The 23604-nt window shown below is 50.3% G+C and carries 18 protein-coding genes and 1 tRNA gene; 8 read left to right on the top strand and 11 right to left on the bottom strand.

Translation table 11 applies throughout. The features are described from left to right. Positions 1 to 41: 41 nt before the first annotated feature. The 3 genes from mqnC to BM030_RS09155 all read left to right on the top strand — a co-directional run bounded on the left by mqnC (position 42) and on the right by BM030_RS09155 (position 2020). Positions 42 to 1166, top strand: a complete 1125-nt coding sequence (gene mqnC / locus BM030_RS09145; RefSeq protein WP_090973290.1) for a cyclic dehypoxanthinyl futalosine synthase — start codon at positions 42 to 44, stop codon at positions 1164 to 1166. A 13-nt stretch (positions 1167 to 1179) separates the two neighbouring features. Then, the gene (gene scpB / locus BM030_RS09150; RefSeq protein ID WP_090973291.1) at positions 1180 to 1740 is read left to right on the top strand and encodes an SMC-Scp complex subunit ScpB; all 561 of its coding nucleotides are present in this window, start codon (positions 1180 to 1182) and stop codon (positions 1738 to 1740) included. A 94-nt stretch (positions 1741 to 1834) separates the two neighbouring features. Next, positions 1835 to 2020 (top strand): hypothetical protein, encoded by a 186-nt coding sequence (locus tag BM030_RS09155; protein WP_139215858.1) that lies wholly within the window; start codon positions 1835 to 1837, stop codon positions 2018 to 2020. A gap of 154 nt (positions 2021 to 2174) precedes the next feature. On the opposite strand, the gene BM030_RS09160 is transcribed toward BM030_RS09155, so the two are convergent. The 8 genes from BM030_RS09160 to pckA form a co-directional block, all read right to left on the bottom strand. Beyond that, positions 2175 to 2513: a helix-turn-helix domain-containing protein gene (locus tag BM030_RS09160; protein ID WP_090973293.1), complete on the bottom strand. Its 339-nt coding sequence runs from the start codon at positions 2511 to 2513 to the stop codon at positions 2175 to 2177. A 72-nt stretch (positions 2514 to 2585) separates the two neighbouring features. Next, entirely contained in the window at positions 2586 to 3944 is a 1359-nt protein-coding gene (locus BM030_RS09165; protein ID WP_090973417.1) for a UDP-N-acetylmuramate--L-alanine ligase, read from the bottom strand. Positions 3945 to 3949: 5 nt separating this feature from the next. After that, positions 3950 to 4789, bottom strand: a complete 840-nt coding sequence (gene prmA / locus BM030_RS09170) for a 50S ribosomal protein L11 methyltransferase (protein WP_090973294.1) — start codon at positions 4787 to 4789, stop codon at positions 3950 to 3952. Positions 4790 to 4809: 20 nt separating this feature from the next. After that, a complete protein-coding gene (gene tpiA, locus BM030_RS09175) occupies positions 4810 to 5577 on the bottom strand; it encodes a triose-phosphate isomerase (protein ID WP_090973295.1) in 768 nt (255 codons plus the stop codon). Between the two features lie 190 nt (positions 5578 to 5767). After that, the gene (locus BM030_RS09180; protein ID WP_090973296.1) at positions 5768 to 6016 is read right to left on the bottom strand and encodes a type B 50S ribosomal protein L31; all 249 of its coding nucleotides are present in this window, start codon (positions 6014 to 6016) and stop codon (positions 5768 to 5770) included. A 113-nt stretch (positions 6017 to 6129) separates the two neighbouring features. After that, positions 6130 to 6777 (bottom strand): carbohydrate-binding family 9-like protein, encoded by a 648-nt coding sequence (locus BM030_RS09185; protein WP_090973297.1) that lies wholly within the window; start codon positions 6775 to 6777, stop codon positions 6130 to 6132. A gap of 4 nt (positions 6778 to 6781) precedes the next feature. Then, complete coding sequence (locus BM030_RS09190) at positions 6782 to 7915, bottom strand: phosphotransferase enzyme family protein (protein ID WP_090973298.1); 1134 nt, start codon at positions 7913 to 7915, stop codon at positions 6782 to 6784. Positions 7916 to 8075: 160 nt separating this feature from the next. After that, positions 8076 to 9692: a phosphoenolpyruvate carboxykinase (ATP) gene (gene pckA, locus BM030_RS09195; RefSeq protein WP_090973299.1), complete on the bottom strand. Its 1617-nt coding sequence runs from the start codon at positions 9690 to 9692 to the stop codon at positions 8076 to 8078. A 228-nt stretch (positions 9693 to 9920) separates the two neighbouring features. Here pckA and BM030_RS09200 point away from each other — a divergent pair, with 228 nt between their 5' ends. Next, positions 9921 to 10769 carry an MBL fold metallo-hydrolase gene (locus BM030_RS09200; protein ID WP_090973300.1) on the top strand — a complete coding sequence of 283 codons (849 nt, stop codon included), beginning with the start codon at positions 9921 to 9923 and terminating at the stop codon, positions 10767 to 10769. 74 nt (positions 10770 to 10843) lie between these two features. Here the strand turns inward: BM030_RS09200 and BM030_RS09205 are convergent, their stop codons facing one another. From BM030_RS09205 to BM030_RS09215, 3 genes are all read right to left on the bottom strand, one after another. Then, positions 10844 to 13114, bottom strand: coding sequence for an aconitate hydratase (locus tag BM030_RS09205; RefSeq protein ID WP_090973301.1), 2271 nt, complete (start codon positions 13112 to 13114; stop codon positions 10844 to 10846). A gap of 171 nt (positions 13115 to 13285) precedes the next feature. Next, complete coding sequence (gene rpe / locus BM030_RS09210) at positions 13286 to 13966, bottom strand: ribulose-phosphate 3-epimerase (RefSeq protein ID WP_090973418.1); 681 nt, start codon at positions 13964 to 13966, stop codon at positions 13286 to 13288. A 74-nt stretch (positions 13967 to 14040) separates the two neighbouring features. Further along, a complete protein-coding gene (locus BM030_RS09215; protein WP_139215859.1) occupies positions 14041 to 14250 on the bottom strand; it encodes a hypothetical protein in 210 nt (69 codons plus the stop codon). Between the two features lie 245 nt (positions 14251 to 14495). Between BM030_RS09215 and BM030_RS09220 the strand changes: the two genes are divergently transcribed. The 4 genes from BM030_RS09220 (at position 14496) to BM030_RS09235 (ending at position 23601) form a co-directional block, all read left to right on the top strand. Continuing rightward, entirely contained in the window at positions 14496 to 16568 is a 2073-nt protein-coding gene (locus tag BM030_RS09220) for an HD family phosphohydrolase (protein WP_244518824.1), read from the top strand. Between the two features lie 90 nt (positions 16569 to 16658). Then, positions 16659 to 16745: transfer RNA gene (locus tag BM030_RS09225), tRNA-Ser, on the top strand. 321 nt (positions 16746 to 17066) lie between these two features. Next, positions 17067 to 20534 (top strand): helicase-related protein, encoded by a 3468-nt coding sequence (locus BM030_RS09230; RefSeq protein ID WP_090973304.1) that lies wholly within the window; start codon positions 17067 to 17069, stop codon positions 20532 to 20534. Then, a complete protein-coding gene (locus BM030_RS09235; RefSeq protein ID WP_211657564.1) occupies positions 20494 to 23601 on the top strand; it encodes a DUF1156 domain-containing protein in 3108 nt (1035 codons plus the stop codon). Before BM030_RS09230 ends, BM030_RS09235 begins: the two co-directional genes overlap by 41 nt. The last annotated feature ends 3 nt before the right edge of the window (positions 23602 to 23604 follow it).

Here is a 23604-nt window from a genome sequence, read left to right on the forward strand (position 1 = left end):
TCCGGCCTATTGGATTGCCAAAAACTGCGTATCTTTGTGTCATGAATGTAGACAATCTGCTTGGGCGTGCACTCGACTTCGAATTTCTCTCGAAAGACGAGGGCATCTACCTGTATGACCATGCTCCGACTGCCGAATTGACCTTTGTGGCCAATGAGTTGCGCAAAATACAGGTACCCCACGGTAAGGTCACCTGGCAGATAGACCGCAATGTCAACACCACCAACGTGTGTATTGCCAATTGCAAATTCTGCAACTTTTTCCGCAGGCCGGGGCATGAAGAAAGCTACATTACCGATATCGAGACATATAAGCGTAAAATTGCGGAGACGTTCCGTTATGGTGGCGATCAGCTGCTGCTGCAAGGGGGGCACCACCCTGATTTGGGGCTGAAGTTCTATACCGATCTTTTCAGGGAGCTGAAATCGCTGTACCCGGCGCTGAAGCTACACGCGCTCGGCCCGCCTGAAGTAGCGCATATTGCAAAACTGGAAGGCATGAGTCACATAGACGTGCTCCGTGCCCTCCAGGAAGCCGGCTTGGATTCCCTGCCCGGTGCGGGGGCCGAAATTTTGAACGACCGGGTAAGGCGTTTGATCTCAAAAGGCAAATGCGGCGGCAAGGAGTGGTTGGATGTGATGCGTGCGGCGCATCAAATCAACCTGCCTACTTCTGCAACGATGATGTTCGGCCACATCGAAACGGTAGCTGAGCGCTTTGAACACCTCGTATGGATCCGGGAAGTACAGGAAGAACGGCCGAAAGACGCCCATGGTTTTATCGCATTTATCCCTTGGCCTTTCCAGGACGACGGCACCCTGCTTAAACGCCTAAGGGGCATTACCAACAATGTAACCGGCGAAGAATACATACGGATGATTGCCCTGAGCCGTATCATGCTTCCCAACATCAGGAATATCCAGGCATCCTGGCTCACGGTAGGGAAGCGCGTAGCCCAACTCTGCTTACATGCGGGAGCTAACGACTTTGGCTCCATCATGATCGAGGAAAATGTGGTTTCTGCTGCCGGGGCGCCGCATCGGTTTACCTCCTCATCCATTCAGGATGCCATACGCGAAGCGGGGTTTGAACCCCAGCTCCGCACGCAGAAGTACGAATTCAGGGAAATACCCCAAACGATGGAAGAGCAGGTCATTGACTATTAACGTTGGCGAAGTTTTGGAAAACCTACAACAGCACATAGAAGCCCTTATCTTTGCCTCGGAACACGGCATCGGCATTGCGGAAATCAAACAGGTTATCGACGCCATCGCGGGTCACGAAATCGATGAACAGGCCATCCGGGATGCGGTAGCCGATATCACTGTCCGTTATCAGGCGGATAGCCATGTTTTTGAATTGAAACTGATAAACAACGGATACCAGTTTTTAACAAAACCCGGCTATTACGGAACCCTCAACCAATTGCAAGCGCACCGTGCGAAAAAGAAACTCAGCCAAGCCGCACTGGAAACGCTGGCCATCATCGCTTACCGCCAGCCAATCACCAAACTGGAAATTGAACAGATCCGCGGCGTAAATTGCGACTATTCAATTCAGCGGCTGTTGGAGAAGGAACTCATCAAAATCGTGGGCAAGGCCGATGCCGTGGGCAAACCCATTCTTTATGGCACCAGTGATCTGTTCATGGATCATTTCGGAATAAACAGCACGGCCGACCTTCCCAAATTGAAAGAAATCGTGTCGGAAAACAACACCATAGGGGAAACAAGCGACTAAATTATGCCGGCGATATTTTTTTTAAAAAAAATGTTTTGAAATCAAAAACTTGCTATTTTTATCCTAATAAATCAGTACACATTTAACAATGATTATGAAAACGCCAATGATGCACGACAATGAATTAGCGATTTTGGAGGATGACGTTTTGGTCACGTTTGACGGTGGGCCCGATGATGATGACGATACGGATGACCTTTTCGATGATGAGGATAGTTTTGAGATAGATGAGCTCGATTCGTTGGATGACTTCGATGATTTCGATGACGATGACTATTGATAAAAAAGCCCTTCATATTTGAGAATACTCCTACCTAAACACCCATGAGTAGGCCGCCCCATTGTCGGTATTAACTACAGTGCGGCAAAACAAAACAACACATCTACTATGCTGGCTACCTGCTCATAGTAGGTGTGTTTGACCGTTAACCGGATTACGGTGTTGATTTCTGGTGCAGCAACTCATACAGCTCAATCACTTTCTTCTGCAATTCGATAATCTCCGCTTCACGTTCCTGCAGTTTCTTGTTCACCAAGGCTAATTCCGAAGCGTATTTTTTTTCTTCCTCCGAATCGCTTGTTGCCAGCAGTTGAACAACCGTTAAGCCGAACAGGCGGGAAATCTGGTCCAGCCTTGACAGGTTAACATCCGTTATACCGGTTTCTATCTTCGAAAAAGCCGGGATGGAGATGTCCAGCCGTTTGGCCACATCCTCTTGGCTCCACCCCCGCTGGTGCCGCAACAGCCTGATTTTTTTTCCTAATGCATTCATGGGTAAGATGGTATTGAAAACAAACGCTACTATAACTTATTTTCTTAATAGCTAACTAAGATAATTAAACTTTCACTTAAATAAGAATTTATCGGCAAAATTAACCAGATTAACACCCCCATAATTTCCGGAACTCATAAACAGCAGGTTCTTGCCGTCGGGCTCAAGATCCTGCAAGTAGTGTTTCATGCGCTCGATGCTGCTGAAATATTCCAGGTTGGGTTGGTTGAACGCTTTTTTCAGCGTGTCCGCCGTGATAGAACCGGCGTTCCGTTGTTTCAGTGCCTCTTGGTTGATGAAAACCGCCGGGTATTCCGCCTCTTTCATGGTATCGCGGTATTCACTCAAGTAATCTTCATTGAGGCTGCTGTAGGTGTGCAGCTCAATAATGGCCACCAGGGCCTTCCCCGGAAACTGCTCCTTCAACGCGTGGATACTGGCCCTTAATTTTGCCGGAGTGTGGGCAAAATCCTGATAAACCACGCTGTCGTTATTACTCGCCACATATTCGAGGCGCCTGGAAGCTGCCCTGAATTGCTTGATAGCCGCGTAAAACGCTTCCCGTTCAACGCCCAGCCACTCGCATACCGTAAATGCTGCCGCGATATTAGACAGGTTATGTTTGCCGAAAACCTGCAACGGGATATTACCAAGATGCGTATGCATATAGGTAATTCCTTTATTAATGGTATATTCAGGTGTCCGATAACCATGTTTATTAATCTTGGATTGATCTTCAAGCACCAGTTCCTGCAGGGTCTTGTCTTCTTTGTTATAAACCAACGTTCCCTTAGGTTCAATGCTTTTAATGAATAATCGGAACTGGTTTACGTAGGTTTCGAACGTAGGGAATACGTTTACATGATCCCAGGCTATGCCGCTGATCAGTCCGATATTCGGCCGGTATAAGTGGAACTTAGGCCGCTGGTCCATCGGCGAGGCCAGATACTCATCGCCCTCGATGACAATCAACGGCGCGTCTTTCGTCAGTTTGACCATGTATTCAAACTCATCGAGCTTTGCACCTACCAGGTAATCAAAATCGCGCCCGATTGCCTTAAGCACGTGCATAATCATGCTCGTGATGGTAGTTTTTCCATGGCTGCCGCCGATCACCACGCGCATTTTCTCTTTGGTTTGCTCGTAGATGAATTCGGGGTACGAACAAATGCGGATACCTAATTCCTTGGCTTTTAACAGTTCCGGATTATCCGCCTTGGCATGCATACCCACCACCACCGCATCGATATCCGGGGTGATGCGCTCCGGAAACCACCCCTCCGGAGGAAGTAACCCCGCTACGGCCAGGTTGGTACGTGACGGCTCATAGATGTGATCGTCTGACCCGCTTATGATATACCCTTTCTTGGCCAATGCTATGGCGAGATTATGCATAATGCTGCCGCCGATGGCTATGAAATGTACACGCATAATGATCAATGTTTAACAAACCGTGCCGCAGCCCAGCCGTCCAGCGTATCATGGCTGTCATAAACCAGTCCAACCACTGCACCGGCAGTGGTCAGCGCCGCCAAATCCCCACCTTCATAAAAACCGCTCATATAAAGTACACCGCCATCATCCAGGCTTCGGGCATAGCCGTCCAGGTGCTCCAACAGGATATTACGGTTAATGTTGGCCAGAATAACATCAAACTTCCTCCCTGCTATCCACTCCACCGACCCGCATGCGGTTATGACATGTTCCACCCCGTTGCGCACTTTATTTTCCTCCACACTCGCCACACACACCGGATCGTTGTCAACCGCCCATACCGGCGATGCCCCCCGCTTGGCCGCCAAAATGGCCAGTATCCCTGTTCCACACCCCATGTCCAGCGTACGCTTGCCTTCCAGCTCCGCTGCTAACAGATAACCCAACATCAGGGATGTGGTTTGGTGGTGCCCCGTTCCGAAAGCCATTTTCGGATCGATCACGATTTCATAGGGGTAATCCGGTTTCGGATCATGAAACGTGGCCCGCACATAGCACTGGCCGGCCACCACTACGGGCTCGAAATTACTTTCCCATACCGCGTTCCAGTTCTGCGGCACGATTTCCCGCACGGCATACGTTACCTGGAAGCCCGGGGGTTGGTGCACCAACAGTGACTCGATAGCCTGGAAATCCAGCTGCTCAGAAGCAATATACGCAGCAAAGCCATCTTCCCGGGGCTCGAACGTATCGAACCCCATGCTTGCCAAATCATGCATCAGCACGTCCTGCTGCCACTCCTCTCCGCCGTGACAGGTAAATATGACCTCGCTGTATTTCATGGTATGAAACCTGGAACCGGCTAACGGTTAAACACCTTTACGATGTCGATAAAATCGCGGGATTTCAGCGAAGCTCCGCCGATAAGTCCCCCGTCGATGTCGGGCTGTGCAAAAAGATCCGGCGCATTCTTCGGATTGCAGCTTCCGCCGTACAATATGGTGGCGCTGTCTGCGATCTCTTGCGTATATTTAGCGGCCACCTCGTTCCGGATGAACGCATGGACTTCCTGAGCCTGTTCCGGCGATGCGGTAAGCCCTGTGCCGATGGCCCATACGGGCTCATAAGCGAGCACCACCTGACTGAATGCATCATTGGATAAGTGGAAGATCCCCTTATCCAACTGTTGGCGGATTACTTCAAAATAACGGCCCGATTCTCGTTCTTCCTGTGTTTCACCAATACAAAAAATGGGTATCAAACCATGCTTAAGTGCCGCATCAACCTTCTTGCTCAACAATTCGTCATCCTCATGGAAGTACGCCCGACGCTCCGAATGCCCCAGAATAACATAGGCCGCACCCGTGGATTTCACTTGGGTGGCGGAAATTTCGCCGGTATAAGCTCCTGACTCCTGGAAGTAAATATTCTGTGCTCCGATGGCCACCTGAGGAGTTCCTTTGGCCAGTTGCGCAATGCTATGCAGGTGTATAAATGGACTGCATACGACCACTTGCTGGCTGCCCATCACCTCGTCCTTTGCCATATTGACGATTTCAGAAAAAAGACTTACCCCCTGCTGGTGGTCGAGATTCATCTTCCAGTTCCCGGCAACAATTTTCTTTCGCATAGTGCTTGTTTAAAATAGTTAACAATATAATGTGACAATCAATTTATCCTGTGCGTAATCGCCAGTATCACAACCCCTCCGGAATCACATAGCCGCGTAAGGCGCCACATCTGGATCCCGTTTTTAGAACGGCTAAAATAAAAAAGTCCCGGTAATTACCGGGACCGATATGCAATTATCTGCTATAGCCTTATTTCTTGTTATAACGGCTGCGGAACTTATCGATACGTCCGGCGGTATCAACCAGTTTCATCTTACCGGTATAAAAAGGATGAGAAGTATGCGATATTTCCAGTTTAACCAGCGGATATTCATTCCCATCTTCCCATGTAATGGTTTCCTTGGTATCAACGCATGATTTCGTCAGGAAAGCATAATCATTTGACATGTCCTTGAAAACCACTAACCTGTAATTTGACGGATGCAAGTCTTTCTTCATTTTATTTATGAGTTACTATTATTCCAATTGAATTGAGCGGGCAAAGATAGGGTATTTGAAATTAATTTCCAATATTATTTAGCCGAATTATGCAGAATCCAATCCACGGTACACTATTGGAACCGCAATTCGCCGAAAAATTGGGGCAGGTGGAAATTCGGCACAGGGGCCACAATCCGGTTCCACGCCACAAAGTGCGGCACGGACAGGTCATCCCCGCACTTATAGAAATTACCCCGGCACTGCAGGCCGGCCATTGTGGTGATACGGTGATGTTCAAACACCACCAAAGGAATATTCAACAACAATTGCCATGCGGTATCAGTCCCGTCCGGTACATGGCTTGCTGAAATGCTGCCGTATGCTTTCACCTTCCTGACGGTGTCGGGGTGCAGCCGTTTACGTTTCGCTTTGTCGCTGCCGCCATACCCTATCAATCCCGTTCCGACACAATTAAACTCCAGGTTATAGTAATGCTGTCCATCGAACGACAGGAAAAACTCCACGCAGCTGTCTTTATATACCGGATCGTTGGGCTTGCGATAAACGGCCTTAACGTTCTTCTCCCTGACGTCGTACAGCAGCACCAGGCTGTCTTCCGTATGGGCTATCCGGAAATTCACCGAAGGCCGATAAGGGAATTCCGGCCAGGGCACCTCCGCCAATGCCGTGGCAGGCACTGCGGCCAGGGCCTCCATTACGGTGCTGGCGGGCGTATCATATCCTATCGATGCCAAAAAAGGGATATCCAACTGTTTCATAGGGTCAATTTATTCCGTACCGGCTTTTCACCCGGTTGATGATGCCGAGCAATGCCGGCTCCTCGGCCTCCAGCCGTTCCACAAGCTTCAGTTGCGCCCTGGCACGTTGCAGGTTATGATCGGGATGGTGAGTCTTAAAATAGTGATCACCCTCCAGAAAATCCGTCAGGAACCTAACGGCCTGCATATACGGCAGCAGTAATACCCCTTCCATCAATGAATCCACTTCCCCAACGGTCAGAAAAGGGTGCGCTTCTTCAAAATACCCTTCGGTATAGGCCTCAAACAAGGGAATATTCAACGCTATGCGGCGGAGATCGGCTTCATCCTCCGCAGCACGGTTAATGATGGTGCGGATGGCATCTCCGAAATCATAAGCCACATACCCCGGCATCACGGTATCCAAATCAATCACACACTGCAATCTATCCTCCTCATCAAGCAGCACATTATTGAATTTAGTGTCGTTATGGATAATACGCACGGGGAGTTCTCCGCTGTCTGCCAATTGCAGCACGGTATGCATGCGCCGTTCCCGCTTGCTGATAAATGCCAGCTCTTCCCCCACCCGTCGGCACCGCTGCACGGCATCTGCTGTTACCGCCCGGTGCAGTTTATCCAGGCGCCTGCCGATATGATGGAAGTCCGGCAGCACTTCGCGGATAAGCGCCGCATCCAGATCAGACAGCAATCGCTGGAACTGACCGAATGCCCGGCCGCCTTCACGCGCCTGTTTCGGGGTTCCGACAATATCGTAGCTCCGTGTGTTCTCAAGCAGCACAAACATGCGCCAAAAGTTGCCTTGCTCATCGCGATAAAAAAACTGATCGGTTTTGGTGGGTATCAAGGTAAGCACTTTGCGATCCAGGAGGCGTTCATCTGAATCCCCGTTTGCGCGGTATTTGGCACGCAGGTGTCCGGTAACCAACCGAATATTCTCCATAACGGCTGGCACATCACTGAAAACGTGATGATTAACCCGTTGAAGCAAGTAGCTTCTTTCCCCCGGTTTATCGATCTGCACCCGGTAAGTATCGTTGATGTGCCCCGAACCAAAGGGCATAACGCTGGCAACCGTTCCCCTGACATGGAACTGCCCTACCAGGCCGGAAAGCTGATGCGAACTGAAACTGCTCATATATACAGGATAAATGGCCTGACGGCCGAAACGGATGCAATATGCAAATTCATCCGTTAATTAACACACCAATCTCCCAAACAATCGTTTGCGCGATTTTCAAAAAAAAACCCCGTAAGCGGAATACCGTTTACAGGGCCGGGCTGTGATTATTAAACAATTAACCGATAGGTTTAGCTTCCCATATCACAGGTGCGGCGTCCAGTACATCGGGGCTCACCTCCCTTTCAAATTTACCGAAATTACCAATGAATCGCTTAGCCAGTTGGTTGGCCTGGGCATAGTAAGCCTCCTCATCGGCCCATAGCTTCACCGGATCGAGCACGGTATCGGGCACGCCAGGACATGCCGTGGGATAACGAAACCCGAATACCGGATGCGTCCGGAAGGGCGCCTCCTTAAGGGTTCCATTGATGGCAGCACGTATGATGGACCGGGTATAATCCAGTTTAATACGGCGGCCTACGCCGTACGGCCCGGCAATCCACCCGGTATTGATAAGCCATACATCAATCTGCCGTGCTTCGAGCCTCTTCCGCAGCAGTTCCGCATAATAAGACGGATGCAACGGCAGGAATGCTTCGCCGAAGCACGCAGAAAAAACAGCCCTCGGCTCGCTGACGCCCACCTCCGTGCCCGCCACCTTTGCGGTGTACCCGGATATGAAGTGGTACATGGCCTGCGTGGTGGACAGCCGCGAAACGGGCGGCATCACGCCGAAAGCATCAGCAGTGAGGAAAAAAATATGGTTGGGCGCCGGTGCCATACCCGAAGCTATGCTGCCCGCAATATGGTGGATCGGGTAGGCCACGCGAGTATTTTCGGTTTTCGAGGTATCAGCATAATCCGGTATCCGGGTACCGGGAAAGAAACCGATGTTTTCGATAAGCGCACCAAAGCGCACCGCCCTGAAGATTTCCGGCTCTTTATTTTCATCCAGTCCTACACATTTCGCATAACAACCGCCTTCAAAGTTAAAAATGCCCTTATCGTCCCATCCATGCTCATCATCCCCCACCAGCAAACGACCCGTATCGGTAGACAGGGTGGTTTTCCCGGTACCAGACAGCCCGAAGAAAAGTGCGGTATGCCCCTGCCTGTCCGTATTGGCCGAACAATGCATGGACAGCACCCGCTTTTGAAGCGGAAGAATAAAATTAAGCACGGAAAACATCCCCTTCTTGATTTCGCCGGTATAGCCCGTACCGGCCACCAAAATCACTTTATGGGTAAAGCTAATCACCACAAAATTGGGATTATGCAAACCGTACTTCTCCGGTTGCCCGCAACGGTAACCCGGCGCGGCGAGGATGGACCATTCGGGGCGTGCCGACGGATCCGCAACGGACGGCCGCAGAAAGAGGTTATGGGCAAAAATATTCTGATAGGCAGTTTCGGTAACCACCCGTACGCTAATCTGGTGGCCCGGATCAGCCCCTACCATAGCATCCCTGACGAAAACCGGCTTATCGTTAAAATAACTGCCCACCTGTTCGAACAACTGTTCAAAAGCGGAAGGCGATATCGGTTGATTAATACTGCCCCACCATACCGTATCCCGGGTAAGTTTGTCTTGCACAATGAAACGGTCGTACGGCGCCCGGCCGGTAAAATGTCCCGTATCTGCTGCCAATGCGCCCGTGTCAGACAGGTACCCTTCTCGGCCCGCGACGGCATCTTCCACCAATTCGGCAATGTTTTTTTGATAGTGTACATTTCCATTGCCACGAATGAAAAGATAATCCAACTCAAGAATTGCTTTTTTTGAAGCCTCCATAGCTGTTTTTCAATATATTAAACCAAAAAGAACTGCGACAAAGGTATAGATTAAAAATGCATATTATAAAATTAAAAATACTGAAAATCAGCTTTTTGTATAATTTACACTAAGTCAAAACACTATAAATCAGTGGTGTTTATCGTTTTAGCCGAATTCCAATAAAAATTTACGCATGTTTCCGCGCAATCGTTTACTTATTTTACTGGCATTTTTTATCTTTAATGCATGAGATTATACAGCATTGACACTGGTTTTTTCAAACTTGACGGCGGCGCGATGTTCGGTGTCGTGCCAAAATCGATATGGCAACGCACCAACCCGGCCGACGAACGGAACATGTGTACATGGGCCGCGCGGTTATTGCTCATTGAAGACGGCCCAAGGCTTATTCTGGTAGACACCGGCATCGGCAATAAGCAGGATGAAAAATTCTTCAGCCACTATTACCGGCACGGCGATGCTACGCTCGACAGTTCTTTGGCCGCGCATGGTTTTCACCGCGACGACATTACCGATGTTTTCTTAACGCACCTCCATTTCGATCATGTCGGAGACGCCATCCGCCGCTCGGCCGACGACGGACGGCTGGTGCCGACCTTCAAAAATGCCACCTATTGGAGCAACAAACAGCACTGGGACTGGGCCCTGTTTCCCAACCACAGGGAAAAACCCTCGTTCCTCCAGGAAAACATCATTCCCATCTATGAAAGCGGACAGCTCCGTTTCATTGAAACCGAAGACGGCATCCAGTTTTCAGAGAACATTACCGTTCGGTTCGCTCATGGCCATACCGACGCCATGATGTTGCCCCAAATCAATTACAACGGCAGGACATTACTATACATGGCTGACCTGCTTCCGTCCGCGGGCCACATCCCTATTCCTTATGTAATGAGCTATGACGTGCGTCCGCTGGTAACGATGGAAGAGCGCAAGAATTATTGGCAAGAGGCGGTGGATCATGAATACGCATTGTTCCTGGAGCATGATCCGGTAAACGAATGCTGCACCATACAGCTTACTGAAAAAGGATACCGGCTGAAGGAGACCTTCTCGTTGAACGAATGGCTATAAAAAAGCCGTCCCGGCGTATGCCCGGACGGCTTATGTTTAGTTGTTTAGTTTAGTTAATGCGCCTTTTTAGACCATTATGCCGATGCTAAGCCTTGGCGGATGATATTGAGTGCACCACCGGCCTTGAACCAGCCGATTTGCTGCTCGTTGTAACTGTGGTTAACCGCTATTTCATCCACTGTGCCGTCGGCATGGCGAATCACCAATGTCAGCGGTTTACCGGGGGCGAATTCGGTTAACCCCACGATATCAAAAGTGTCGTCTTCAAGGATTTTGTTGTAATCCTCCTTGTCGGCAAACGTCAATGCCAGCATCCCCTGTTTCTTCAGGTTGGTTTCATGGATACGGGCAAATGATTTGACCAATACCGCGCGTACACCCAAATGACGCGGCTCCATGGCCGCATGCTCGCGCGACGAGCCTTCACCGTAATTTTCATCCCCCACTACGATGGAGCCTATTCCAGCAGCTTTGTACGCCCGTTGCGTAGCCGGTACCGGCCCATACTCACCCGTTAGCTGGTTCTTTACGGAATCCGTTTTATCATTAAAGAAATTGACCGCCCCGATAAGCAGGTTGTTGGAAATATTGTCGAGGTGCCCCCGGTATTTCAGCCAAGGTCCGGCCATCGAAATGTGGTCCGTGGTACATTTTCCCTTGGCCTTGATAAGCAACTTCAAGCCCTTCAAATCTGTACCCTCCCATGCCGGGAACGGATCTAACAGTTGCAAGCGGTCTGATGTGGGCGATACCGCAACCACCACATCGCTGCCATCGGCCGCCGGTGCCTGATATCCCGGATCTTCCACGTCAAAACCTTTCTTCGGAAGCTCATCACCCACCGGCGGATCCAGCTTCACTGCTTCTCCCTTATCATTGATTAAAGTATCGGTGAGCGGATTAAACGAAAGGTCGCCCGAAATCGCGATAGCAGCAACCATCTCCGGCGACGCTACAAACGCAAACGTATTGGGATTACCATCGGCACGTTTGGCGAAATTGCGGTTAAACGAATGAACAATGGTGTTCTTTTCCGCCTTCTCTGCCCCTACGCGCGCCCACATGCCAATACAGGGGCCACAGGCGTTGGTAAAAATCGTTGCATCAAGATCGGTAAAGGTATTGAGCAGGCCATCACGGGCAGCCGTGTAACGTACCTGCTCAGAACCCGGGTTAATACCGAACTCGGCCTTCCTTACCAAGCCTTTGTCAACCGCCTGTTTGGCCACCGAGGCCGCTCTGGACAAATCTTCGTACGAAGAGTTGGTGCACGATCCAATCAGCCCCCATTCCACTTTCAGCGGCCAGCCGTTCTTAGCAGCCTCTTCTTTCATTTTAGACACCGGCGTTGCCAAATCCGGAGTGAACGGACCGTTGAGGTGCGGTTCCAGCTCAGATAAGTTAATCTCAATCACCTGATCGAAGTAACGTTCCGGATCGGCATACACTTCAGGGTCGGCCGTCAGGTGTTCCTTAACGGCGTTGGCGGCATCAGCCACATCGGCACGGTTGGTTGCCCGGAGGTACCGCTCCATGGATTCATCGTATCCGAACGTAGACGTGGTAGCGCCGATTTCGGCCCCCATATTACAGATGGTACCCTTGCCGGTACACGACATAGACTTCGCCCCTTCACCAAAATACTCCACCACACAGCCAGTACCGCCCTTTACCGTAAGGATGCCCGCCACTTTAAGTATAACGTCTTTAGGCGCCGTCCAGCCGTTGAGTTTGCCTGTCAGCTTAACGCCGATAAGCTTCGGAAACTTGAGTTCCCAGGGCAGTCCAGCCATCACATCGCACGCATCAGCTCCACCTACCCCGATAGCCAACATGCCCAAACCACCCGCATTAACGGTATGGGAGTCAGTTCCTATCATCATACCTCCGGGAAACGCATAATTTTCAAGCACCACCTGGTGGATGATGCCCGCACCCGGTTTCCAGAACCCGATGCCGTATTTATTGGACACTGAAGCCAGGAAATCAAAAACTTCACGGCTCTCGGTCGTCGCGACAGCCAAATCCTTCTCAGCCCCTTCTTTCGCACGGATCAAATGATCGCAATGCACCGTAGAGGGTACGGCTACCTTAGGCCTTCCGGCCTGCATGAACTGCAATAAAGCCATCTGGGCCGTAGCGTCCTGCATCGCAACGCGATCCGGTGCAAAATCCACATACGAAACCCCTCGCTCATACGCTTGGGTGGCATTGCCATCCCACAGGTGAGCATATAAAATTTTCTCTGTCAAGGTCAACGGCCTATTTACCACCTTACGGGCAGCGGTAATCCGCTCGCCGTACCGGGCATAGACCTTTTTAATCATGTCGATATCAAAAGCCATCTATTTGCTGTTTTGTTAAAATGAAATGAAAAATAACGGGCGATAAGGTGTCGTTATTTTTATAAAACCCTGCGAATTTACAAAAAAAACCAGTTCAAACTAACGGTAAGGGATCCGCCAAGCAATTTGGAAATATTCTAAACAATTTCAACCTTCCGCTGCATGGGTCTTTCAGGCCGATATCAGATCGGGGGAAATCCGCTTCATTTCGGCAATGGTGTGAATGGGATTTTTAGCAGAAAAGACCGCGTTACCAGCCACCAGCACATCCGCGCCGGCCTTGAGGAGCGCGAGTGCATTATGGTTGCTCACGCCGCCATCCACTTCAATCAGCAAATCGGCATTCCGGTCTGCCGCCATAGCCCTCAGTTCCCTGATTTTCCGGTAAGTGGCTTCAATAAACTTCTGTCCGCCGAAACCCGGATTAACCGACATGATCAGCACCAGATCAACGTCATCGATAATTTCATACAGGTGAGATACCGGCGTACTCGGATTGATGGCCACTCCCGCCGTGCATCCCAATTCCCTGATGGCATGCACCGTGCGGTGCAAGTGTGTGCAGGCCTCATAATGTACCGTAATGTTATCGGCTCCGGCCTCTTTGAACTGCTTGATGTATTTCTGGGGCTCCACGATCATAAGATGCACATCCAGCGGCTTCTTCGCGTAGTGCGCGATGGATGCCAAGACCGGAAAACCAAAGGAAATATTCGGCACAAATACACCGTCCATGACATCGATATGGAACCAATCGGCTTCGCTTTGGTTTACCATAACAATGTCATCATGCAAATGGGCAAAATCTGCAGACAATACGGAAGGGGCAACAAGGTGTTTGCGCTTGGGCATGGCAGTATGGCTTTTTTTGGCAAAGATAATGAATCGCCCCCATTTCTTTACCAAGAAAGCAATAAACCGCCCGCTTATTTATCGGCCAGAAAATCAAACCGATCGCCCAGATCGCTTGTGTACTTACCGGCGGGGAATTCATCGCCGCCGAATTCGTCATCGCTCTGGAAACTGCCGTTAAGCAGCCTGTTCAGCAACTTGCGCACCACCGGATATTCAAACTCCGCTTTATTGAGTTTGATGAGGTACGCATTGTCCGTGATTTCAATACTTGATTTTGTCATGTCATTACCCTTGTTAAAATTGCGCATGTTAAATTACAGCATCTATAATAAGTCAATGTTAACGGTAATTTATGATACCGTTAAAAGCGGCACACCGCCTACATGACTAATTTATTACCTTTGCGCTGTACCCCCATTTCTTCGGTGCGTACCGATTTTTTAGTAAGTTTGGGATAAAATACCATACCGTGGCGAGATTGAAAATTAAATACAAGACAACCCATACCGGCGGCAAATATGCATACATGCTCAAGTACGGCATGATATTGGCAAGCATTGCATTGATCACGGTGTTTCTCCCTAAGCAACCGCGTTTCCGGTACGAGTTTGAAAAGGGCAAGGTATGGATGCATGAAGATCTCATATCGCCCTATAATTTTGCCATCCTGAAGACACAGGCGGAGCTGGAAAAAGACCGCGAAAGTGTGCTTAAATCGGTATATCCCATATATGACCACCATACGGAGGTCCTCGAGCAGCAACTTGCACAGTTTGAGGCAGCCCTGCCTGAAAAATGGCAAGCCGCCAGGCTGGACACGCTGGATGAAAACCTTAACACCTATGAACAGGTGGGCAAGCAAATACTGACCGAGATCTACCAACGGGGGGTCATTGCACTGAATAATAAATTTCAGGGCGACCAACCCCATTATAATTTCACGCTGCTTACCGATAATGTAGCCAAGCAGACCAATACGGCTACCGTATTCACCACTGAAACAGCGCGGGAGTATGCCCATAAAACCATTGCCGGCAAATCAGCCATCAAACAGAAAGCGTGGCTCGCCGATGTGCTGTCCAGTTACATTACCGTAAATTACGTGTTCAACGAGTCCCTGACGGCCCGGCTCGAACAGGACGCACTGTCGAGCATATCGGCCACAAGGGGCATGGTGCAACGGGGCGAGCTCATCGTGGCCAACGGCACCACCATCAATAACGAGATTTATCAAAAAATTGAATCCCTGCGCAAAGCGTATGAAGAAGAAGCCCGCATCGGCGGCAACCGCAGTCTGCTCATGCTGGGCCAGTTTCTCATTGTTGCACTGGTGGTTACCCTGCTGTTTGTCTTCATCTACCTGTTCCGGAAAGACATCTACCACAACAACCGCCTCATTTTTCTGATTCTCATTGTCATTACCGGCATGCTGCTGGTGCTTTCATGGGCCATCAACATAAAACTACCTAATCTCTATTACATCCCCTACTGTATCGTGCCGGTCATCATCCGCATATTGTTCGATACGCGCCTGGCGCTCAATATCCACCTGCTCATGGTGCTGCTGGCGGCCTTTTTTGTACCCAACAGTTTTGAGTTTGTGTTTTTGCAGTTTTCAACCGGCATGGTGGCGATATACAGCATCAAAACACTGGTTAAGCGAGAGCAGTTCCTGATCTCGTCGGCCATCATTTTGGCCACCTATCTCATTGCCTACCTCGGGATGGGGCTCATGCGCGACGGGTCGTTCAGCAACCTCTATTGGTCAAATGTGCTGCCCTTTGTATTCAGCGTGCTGTTAACATTGCTTGCCTACCCGCTTATCTATGCATTTGAGCGCGTATTTGGCATTATATCCGACGTTACCCTGATGGAATTGACCAACAGCAATTCCAAATTGCTCCGCGAACTTTCCTACAAGGCACCGGGAACCTTTCAGCACTCCATGCAGGTGGCCAACCTGGCCGAAGCCGCCATATACAAAATAGGCGGCAACACGCTGCTGGTGCGGGCAGGAGCGCTGTATCACGATATCGGCAAAATGTCAAACCCGCAATATTTTATCGAAAACCAAACCAAGGGATACAACCCGCATGACGGCCTCTCCTTCGAGCAAAGCGCGCAGATTATTATTTCCCATGTGGCCAAGGGAGTCGAGCTGGCGAGAAAACACCAATTACCGGAGGTCATCATTGATTTCATCCGTACGCACCACGGCACCACCCGTGTGGACTATTTCTACCAGTCATACATCAAGTCATTCCCCGAAAAGCTGGTAGATGAAGAAATATTCCACTATCCCGGTCCGATCCCCTTCTCCAGGGAAACCGCAGTGCTGATGATGGCCGACTCCGTAGAAGCCGCATCCCGAAGCCTCAAGGAACCCAACGTTCAAAGCATCAATGATTTGGTAGATAAAATCATCGAATCCAAATTAAGCCAGAAGCAGCTCATCAACAGCAACATCACGTTGCGGGATATTACGCAAGTAAGCGAGATTTTCAAGGACATGTTGAAGAGCATTTACCACGTCCGTATTGATTACGATGCGAACAAGAAAACCGGTGCTGCCCCGAAAACGGATGCCAGTACACCGTAACTGACCGTTAAATGCGTCAACCATCATTTTTTTCGCCTTAGAGGTTTTCAAAATTCATTTTTTTATAGTACGTTTGCACTCGCAAAAAACGGTGAGGTGCCTGAGAGGCCGAAAGGAACAGTTTGCTAAACTGTCGTACTGGAAACGGTACCGCGGGTTCGAATCCCGCCCTCACCGCAACCAGCGAATCAAAAAATATCAAAACCCTATAAACAGCGCGTTTATAGGGTTTTTTCTTTTACATAAACATCTTGATTTAAGCTGTAAAAAGGAATATAATTGTTTGCCTGATTATTTCTAACAACTTGTGGGCACGTTGTGAACTAAATACCGATAGATTTTCCAGTTTTGCCATTCACCAATTCAATATGCATCATGGCAGTAGAAAAACGCGATCCGGCGGCTTTTGTATTAGTAAATTATGGCTAGTTACTAAATAAAGTTAACTTTGAGCAGCTTTTGCCCTCCGATAACCGGGGCACTTCAAAAAAACAATAAATGGCAGTCGAAGTAGGACAAATCGTCAAGAACTTAAACCCCGGCGAGCCGGTGACGATCAATCAAATCCAGGCACTGGGCACCATGGTGTCCCTGAAATACACCGGCATCAATACCAACAAGGTAAACACCAAAGTGATTTCAAGGGAGCAGTTCGAAGCTCTGGAGGTTCTTGCCGACGAAGGATCGTTCAATTTCAGCGGAGACCCTACCCGGTTTGCGCTTTACGCCGAAGCGGAGCGCATCAACTCCGCCTACCAGTTCGATCCACTATTTGCCGTCAATTGCAGTATCGTAGATCCATTGCCTCATCAGGTTGAGGCGGTGTACAAATTCTTGTTGCCGCTGCCGCAGATACGTTTTCTACTTGCCGACGATACCGGCGCGGGAAAAACCATCATGACGGGCCTGCTCATCAAGGAGTTGATGATGCGGGATTTGGTCGAGCGTGTACTGATCGTCACGCCCGGAGGGCTGACCAAGCAGTGGCAGGAAGACGAGATGGGGATGAAGTTCGGCATCCCCTTCACGCTGGTCAACCGCAGCCTGTTTGCGGCAGACCCCAACGTTTTCCACACCACGCCGCGGATTGTCACATCCATCGACTTTGTCAGCCGCGATGATGTCCTGAATGTGGTGAGCAATTCGCATTGGGATTTGGTCGTATTTGACGAATGCCACAAGCTTTCGGCATACGACTACGGCATGAAGCAGTATGCCTCCAGGCGGTATAAGGCCGCGCATACACTCTCGCAGCAATGTGAACACCTGCTGCTGCTCACGGCCACGCCGCACCGCGGCAGGAAGGATACGTTCAAGAAACTCCTGCAATTGCTGGACGAGGATATCTTCGCGACCGAGGATCTGGCCGCCACCCGGATCAAGGAATTGGAACATAACGGCATCAATAAGTTCTTTATCCGCCGTTTGAAGGAGGATATGAAAGACTGGAACGGCCAGCCGCTGTATAAAAACCGCTATACCAAAACGGTGGCCTATCAGCTCACCCCCGAAGAAAAAGAGCTGTACGATGCCGTCACCAGATACCTCACCAAACGCAAGGAGGAAGCCTCGCAAAGCAAAAACATCCACGTATCCCTGGCGCTCACCGTCATGCAACGGCGCCTGGTGAGCTCCATTTTCGCCATAAAGAACACCTTGGAAAAGCGATGGAAAGCCTTGCAGGGTATCGTGGACGAGGTCTCCAAAAACCCGAACCTCTGGAACCAGCGGCACAAACTGGAAGCGTTCGATGTGGACGACATCGACGATTATGACGAACTGGAAGACGAAGAGCGTGACGCGCTGGAGAATATCCTGGCCGACCCGCGGAAGTTCAAGTTGTTTACCACGGCAAAGAGCCTGGGCGAAATCCAGCAGGAGGCTACCGAGGTGAAACGGTTGTACGAGATGGCACAAAGCCTCTACAACCGGCAGCAGGAGGAGAAAAAGTTCCAGGAGCTTCAGGAGTTGCTCAAGTCCAATGGCGTGTTGGACCAGGGGGAAAAGCTGGTCATTTTCACCGAACACAAGGACACGTTGTTTTACCTCGAAGAACGGCTTTCCAAAAGCGGCGGATATCGCGTAGCCACCATACACGGTGGGAAAACGGTCGACGAGCGCAGGCAGGCCCAGTGGGATTTCGCAAAACCTGATACCCAGATCCTGATTGCTACCGATGCCGCCGGCGAGGGCATCAACCTGCAGTTTTGCCGGTTGCTCATCAATTGGGATATCCCATGGAACCCGAACCGCTTGGAACAGCGCATGGGCCGCATCCACCGTTACGGTCAGAAACAGGACGTCCTGGTCTTCAACATGGTGGCGAGCAATACCCGCGAGGGTAATGTGCTGAGGCGCCTGTTGACCAAACTTGATGTTATCCGCGAGAGCATGGGCGACGACCGCGTGTACGACGTCATCCAGGATGTGCTGGAAGGCGTGGGACTCGATGACATTATCGAATCTGTGTTCAACGGCCGGGAAACCGATCTTGACAGTTTCCTCGCCCAAGATACGGAAGTATTGAAATTGAAGTTTACCGAAAAGATAGCCGAACAGAAAGACAAGCTGGCCCATAGTGTCGTCGATTTCAGGGACGCGCGGATATTGAAAGAACATTCCGACGAAAAGCGCCTGCAACCCATATATATCCGGTTGTTTTTTGAGAAGGCATTCAAAAGCCTTGACGGCTCGTTCACCCAGGTCCGGCCGGACATCTACCGTATCGATAGCATGCCCGAGCGGGTGGCTGCCGAACTAAGGACCACCTACAACATCCATTTCGATGCCATCAAGTCCATCCTGTTTTGTTTTGACAAACAGGTATTTCTCGACTACCAGCTTGTGGCCGATTTGGGGAAGGTACATTACATCAATCCGGGCAATCCCGTGTTCGATAGCCTGGTTGCGGTCATTCGTCGGGAATACCGGGAAGATATGATCAAAGGAACCATATTAATTTCGCCCGATGAAAAAGAGGATTACTTTGCTTTTTTTGTAAAAAGCCAAATTGTGGACAACCGGCCAAACAAAGGGGAAGACAGCATCGCCGATGAGCGATTGCTATTGGTGAGCCAGTCACATGATAGGCAGTTTCGCATCACTTCGCCTGCCAAGTTCATCGACCTGCACGCACCGGCAGCATTCGCAAAACCCGTAACCCCGCCACCTGTACAGCATATCGATGACGTTGTGCAATGGAGCTTCCAGCACGTCACCCTTCGGCAATTCGACGATACGCAAGCCCACGTACAGAAAGATACCGAAGACCGGAAACGCTACCTCGAATCGGCTTTTTCACAGGTTATCATATCCCTGCAAGCAGAGATACAGGAACTGCAGACAAAGATGCTGTACGGAGACACGAAGCTCCAGGATAAAATATTGAAGAAACAGGAGCGTATCAACGCATTGATCCAAAAGAAAGCCGGCAGGCTGGAGCGTCTGGGGTTGATGACCCAGCTCAGCCCCAAGGCTCCCGAAATACTGGGTTGCGCCTACGTGTTACCCCTCTCACAGGTGGAATACAACGGGCATTATGGCATGAGCCGCGACGACGAGGCCGAAGCGATAGCCATGCAGACGGCCATGGCGTATGAACGCAGTGCGGGCTGGAGGCCCGAAGACGTGAGCGCCAACAACGAAGGGTACGATATCAAGAGCATCAGCCCGGATGAGCTCAAACGCTATATCGAAGTAAAAGGACGCAGCGGTGCCGATGGCAGCATCATGCTCAGCGAAAACGAAATGAACCGATTGGCCCAGCTGGGCGATTCCGCCTGGCTATACATCGTGCTCAACTGCAAGACCAGCCCAGAGTTGTTCCGGTTGCAGAACCCGGCCAGGACCCTGAGGTTTGAGTTAAAAACCAAAGGCATCCAGTACTTTTTGCCCATGGCAGAGTGGAAAGGAAAAAGCGCGCTGCATGAAACGAAAATACTTGGTAGCTTTGCCGACAATGATTAATTACACAATGACCCCACCCAAAAAACTCATCGAAGTAGCCATGCCGATCAAAGAGATATCGGCCGAAAGCGTGCGGGACAAGTCCATACGCCACGGGCATATCAGTACGCTGCACCTTTGGTGGGCGCGCCGGCCGCTGCCTGTATGCCGGGCGGTGGTTTTCGCCAGTTTGGTGCCGGACCCACTGGACGAAAACTGCCCGCAGGCTTTCCGGGACGCAGTGGAGATGCTATTGGGTAATCAGGCCGAACAAATCGACTACTACGCACCCTATAAGGACATTCCCTGGACATCTGTATATGATCCGATGGAGGATAATCTCCGTAATCGGCTGCAATTGTTTATCGGCAAATTCACGGACGAAATGCAGCAACATTTGCTGTATCATAAGCCAAAGCCTGCTGCGGGTAAGCAGATAGCCGACAGCAGCCTTATCAAATGGGACAACAAAAACAACGAAAAAATCATCAACAAAGCCCGCAAGCTCATCTGGGTGGCTCATAACAGCAAAGAAAATACCGGCGCTACGGCAAATGATCTATTGGCCAGCTTTGACGACCACTACAAAGCCATAAAAGACGCCGAAAAAGCGCTATACCGCCTGCCCGACCGCCACATCGAAACCGAACAAGTGCTGCAGGCCACGGCCAACTTACAGCGGGCCATCGATGCGTTCCTCGATAAAATGCCCCGTGTTTTCGACCCATTCGCCGGTGGCGGCGCCATCCCCCTGGAAGCGGCACGATTGGGCTGTAGAAGCTACGGCAATGACATCAACCCGGTGGCGCATATCATACAGAAGGGCAGCCTGGAGTTCCCGCAGAAATACGGCAAACCCATCAGTTACAGTAAGACGGAGTTCATCAAGCTGTACGGGCAGGATACCTGGGACAAGTTGAGTGGCAGCCAATTGGTCTATCAAAATGGTGAAGCCATCGGGGCGAAGATTGACAACAGGCTCAGTTTCGATGTCGCTTTTTATGCAAGGAAACTTCTCAGCGAAGCGGAAAAGGAAATCGGACACTACTATCCCGCCGATACAAAAGGAGGCAAACCCATCGCCTACTACTGGGCACGGGTCGGCACCTGCAGCAATCCGAGCTGCAAGGCGGAAGTGCCCTTGCTGAAAGGGTTTTATCTGGCCAATACCCAAACCAAGCAAGTCTATCTGCACCCTGTTATTAACGGGAAGCAAATTGATTTTGAGGTTAGGCATGGGAAATGTGATTTGGATGGATGGAATAATAGAGGTAATTTGAAATGCCCTTTTTGCGGCAGCATCACTGATGTCAAGCAAATTAAACAGCAGAATATTAACGGCGGCTTAGGAGAAAGATTGTTAGCTATTATTGTCGATGGACAACACGGCAAAGAATACCGATTGCCCACTCTTTCTGAAATTGCTTCTGCGGCTATTATTCCTACTGTCGAAAGACCCACCGAAAAAATGCAACGCAACTCTGCTGGTGGAGATACATTTAGTTGGGGCGTAACGGAATGGGGTCAAATGTTCTCCCCCCGCCAATTGCTGGCCCTGCAAACCCTCGTGCAAAAGCTGCAGGAAATAAAGGCCGCGTTGCAACCCGATAAGGACGATTATGCCAAAGCTGTGGTAACGTATTTGGGGATTTTGTTAGACAGGGTAATTTTATCCAACACCTCGTTTGGTAGATGGCACAACGGACGTGAAACACTTGAACACCCTTTTGCGAAACAAGCAATTCCCATGATATTCGATTACCCGGAATCAAATATGTTTTGTAACTCCACGGGTAGTGCATATAATCAACTGGAATGGCTCACCCGGTACATTGAATCGGAATCAAATTTTCCATTCGCATCCAAAATGCAAAATGCGAGCAGCGGGGAGAAAAACCAGTTCGCTGAAAAATACCTAACTGCAGTGGTTACTGACCCACCGTACTATGACGCCATCGCTTACGCTGATCTGTCCGACTTCTTTTATGTATGGCTTAAAAGAACTTTAGGAGATGTATACCCGCTCAACTTCGCTACGCCGCAAACGCCAAAAACGGAGGAATGTACGGCGTTAAAACACCATCACAGCAACAGCAAAGACCGGGCTAAAGCGCATTTTGAAGACAAGCTTACCCAGATTTTCGACGCCATAGAGCACCAAACATCCGATATTGTGAGCATCATGTTTGCCCACCAAAGTACCGCCGCCTGGACTACGCTATGCAACTCTATCCTCGGTGCACGGATGAACATCACCGGGTCGTGGGCCATGGATACAGAAATGGCCAATCGCAGTTTAGGTCTGGCCGGGGCTGCGCTGGAATCTTCCGTCACCGTTTCCTGCAAGCCTTCCCAGCGGGAAGGCTTTGGTAGCTACCGCGAGGTGAAGCGCGCCATCGAACAGACCGTGGCCATAGAGGTAGAGATGCTCTACAAGTTGGGCTTTCGCGGAGCGGACCTGCTTACGGCCTGTTTCGGCAAGGCGGTGAGCGAGTTCGGAAAATACCAGCGTGTGGAAAAGGCCGACGGCAGCGAGGTGTCCGTGGCCGAGCTGCTGGAAATGGCCCGCGAAGCGGCATTCAATGCACTGCTCAAAGGGTTTGACGGCGATGACGTTACCAAATTTTATATCGGCTGGCTACAGCTCTTCGGTTTTGCCGAAAGCGATTTCGACGACGCTGCCAAGTTCAGCCGGGTCGGCCTGAGCATCAATGTGGACGAATTGTTCAGGCAGCATATCCTCATCAAAAACGGCAATAAACAAACGCTGGGTACCTATGAGGAGCGCATAATGGCGAGCAAAAGTCTGGGAGATAAAGCCGGCGGCAACCTGATCGACCTGGTGCACCGTGCCATGATGATGTATAAGGGTAGCGACCGCCAGGCACTGTTGCGCTATATCAACGAGCGGGCATCACAGCCGGATGGCAACTTCTGGCGGGTACTCACCTCGCTCTGCGAGGTGCTGCCACAGGGAAGCGACGATTACAAACAGGCCAGCGGCCTGCTGGCCAACAAAGACAGCCTCATCCGGGAGAGCAAAACGGTACAGCAACCCGCCGTGGAACAAACGAGGTTATTTGAATAGCAT

It is taken from the genome of Parapedobacter composti (assembly GCF_900112315.1).
Classification (GTDB): Bacteria; Bacteroidota; Bacteroidia; order Sphingobacteriales; family Sphingobacteriaceae; genus Parapedobacter; species Parapedobacter composti.

Coding starts and splice junctions, on each gene's coding strand:
- mqnC (WP_090973290.1), top strand. CDS start 42: ATGAATGTAGACAATCTGCTTGGGCGTGCACTCGACTTCGAATTTCTC.
- BM030_RS09155 (WP_139215858.1), top strand. CDS start 1,835: ATGAAAACGCCAATGATGCACGACAATGAATTAGCGATTTTGGAGGAT.
- BM030_RS09160 (WP_090973293.1), bottom strand. CDS start 2,513: ATGAATGCATTAGGAAAAAAAATCAGGCTGTTGCGGCACCAGCGGGGG.
- BM030_RS09165 (WP_090973417.1), bottom strand. CDS start 3,944: ATGCGTGTACATTTCATAGCCATCGGCGGCAGCATTATGCATAATCTC.
- prmA (WP_090973294.1), bottom strand. CDS start 4,789: ATGAAATACAGCGAGGTCATATTTACCTGTCACGGCGGAGAGGAGTGG.
- tpiA (WP_090973295.1), bottom strand. CDS start 5,577: ATGCGAAAGAAAATTGTTGCCGGGAACTGGAAGATGAATCTCGACCAC.
- BM030_RS09180 (WP_090973296.1), bottom strand. CDS start 6,016: ATGAAGAAAGACTTGCATCCGTCAAATTACAGGTTAGTGGTTTTCAAG.
- BM030_RS09185 (WP_090973297.1), bottom strand. CDS start 6,777: ATGAAACAGTTGGATATCCCTTTTTTGGCATCGATAGGATATGATACG.
- BM030_RS09190 (WP_090973298.1), bottom strand. CDS start 7,915: ATGAGCAGTTTCAGTTCGCATCAGCTTTCCGGCCTGGTAGGGCAGTTC.
- pckA (WP_090973299.1), bottom strand. CDS start 9,692: ATGGAGGCTTCAAAAAAAGCAATTCTTGAGTTGGATTATCTTTTCATT.
- BM030_RS09200 (WP_090973300.1), top strand. CDS start 9,921: ATGAGATTATACAGCATTGACACTGGTTTTTTCAAACTTGACGGCGGC.
- BM030_RS09205 (WP_090973301.1), bottom strand. CDS start 13,114: ATGGCTTTTGATATCGACATGATTAAAAAGGTCTATGCCCGGTACGGC.
- rpe (WP_090973418.1), bottom strand. CDS start 13,966: ATGCCCAAGCGCAAACACCTTGTTGCCCCTTCCGTATTGTCTGCAGAT.
- BM030_RS09215 (WP_139215859.1), bottom strand. CDS start 14,250: ATGACAAAATCAAGTATTGAAATCACGGACAATGCGTACCTCATCAAA.
- BM030_RS09220 (WP_244518824.1), top strand. CDS start 14,496: ATGCTCAAGTACGGCATGATATTGGCAAGCATTGCATTGATCACGGTG.
- BM030_RS09230 (WP_090973304.1), top strand. CDS start 17,067: ATGGCAGTCGAAGTAGGACAAATCGTCAAGAACTTAAACCCCGGCGAG.
- BM030_RS09235 (WP_211657564.1), top strand. CDS start 20,494: ATGAAACGAAAATACTTGGTAGCTTTGCCGACAATGATTAATTACACA.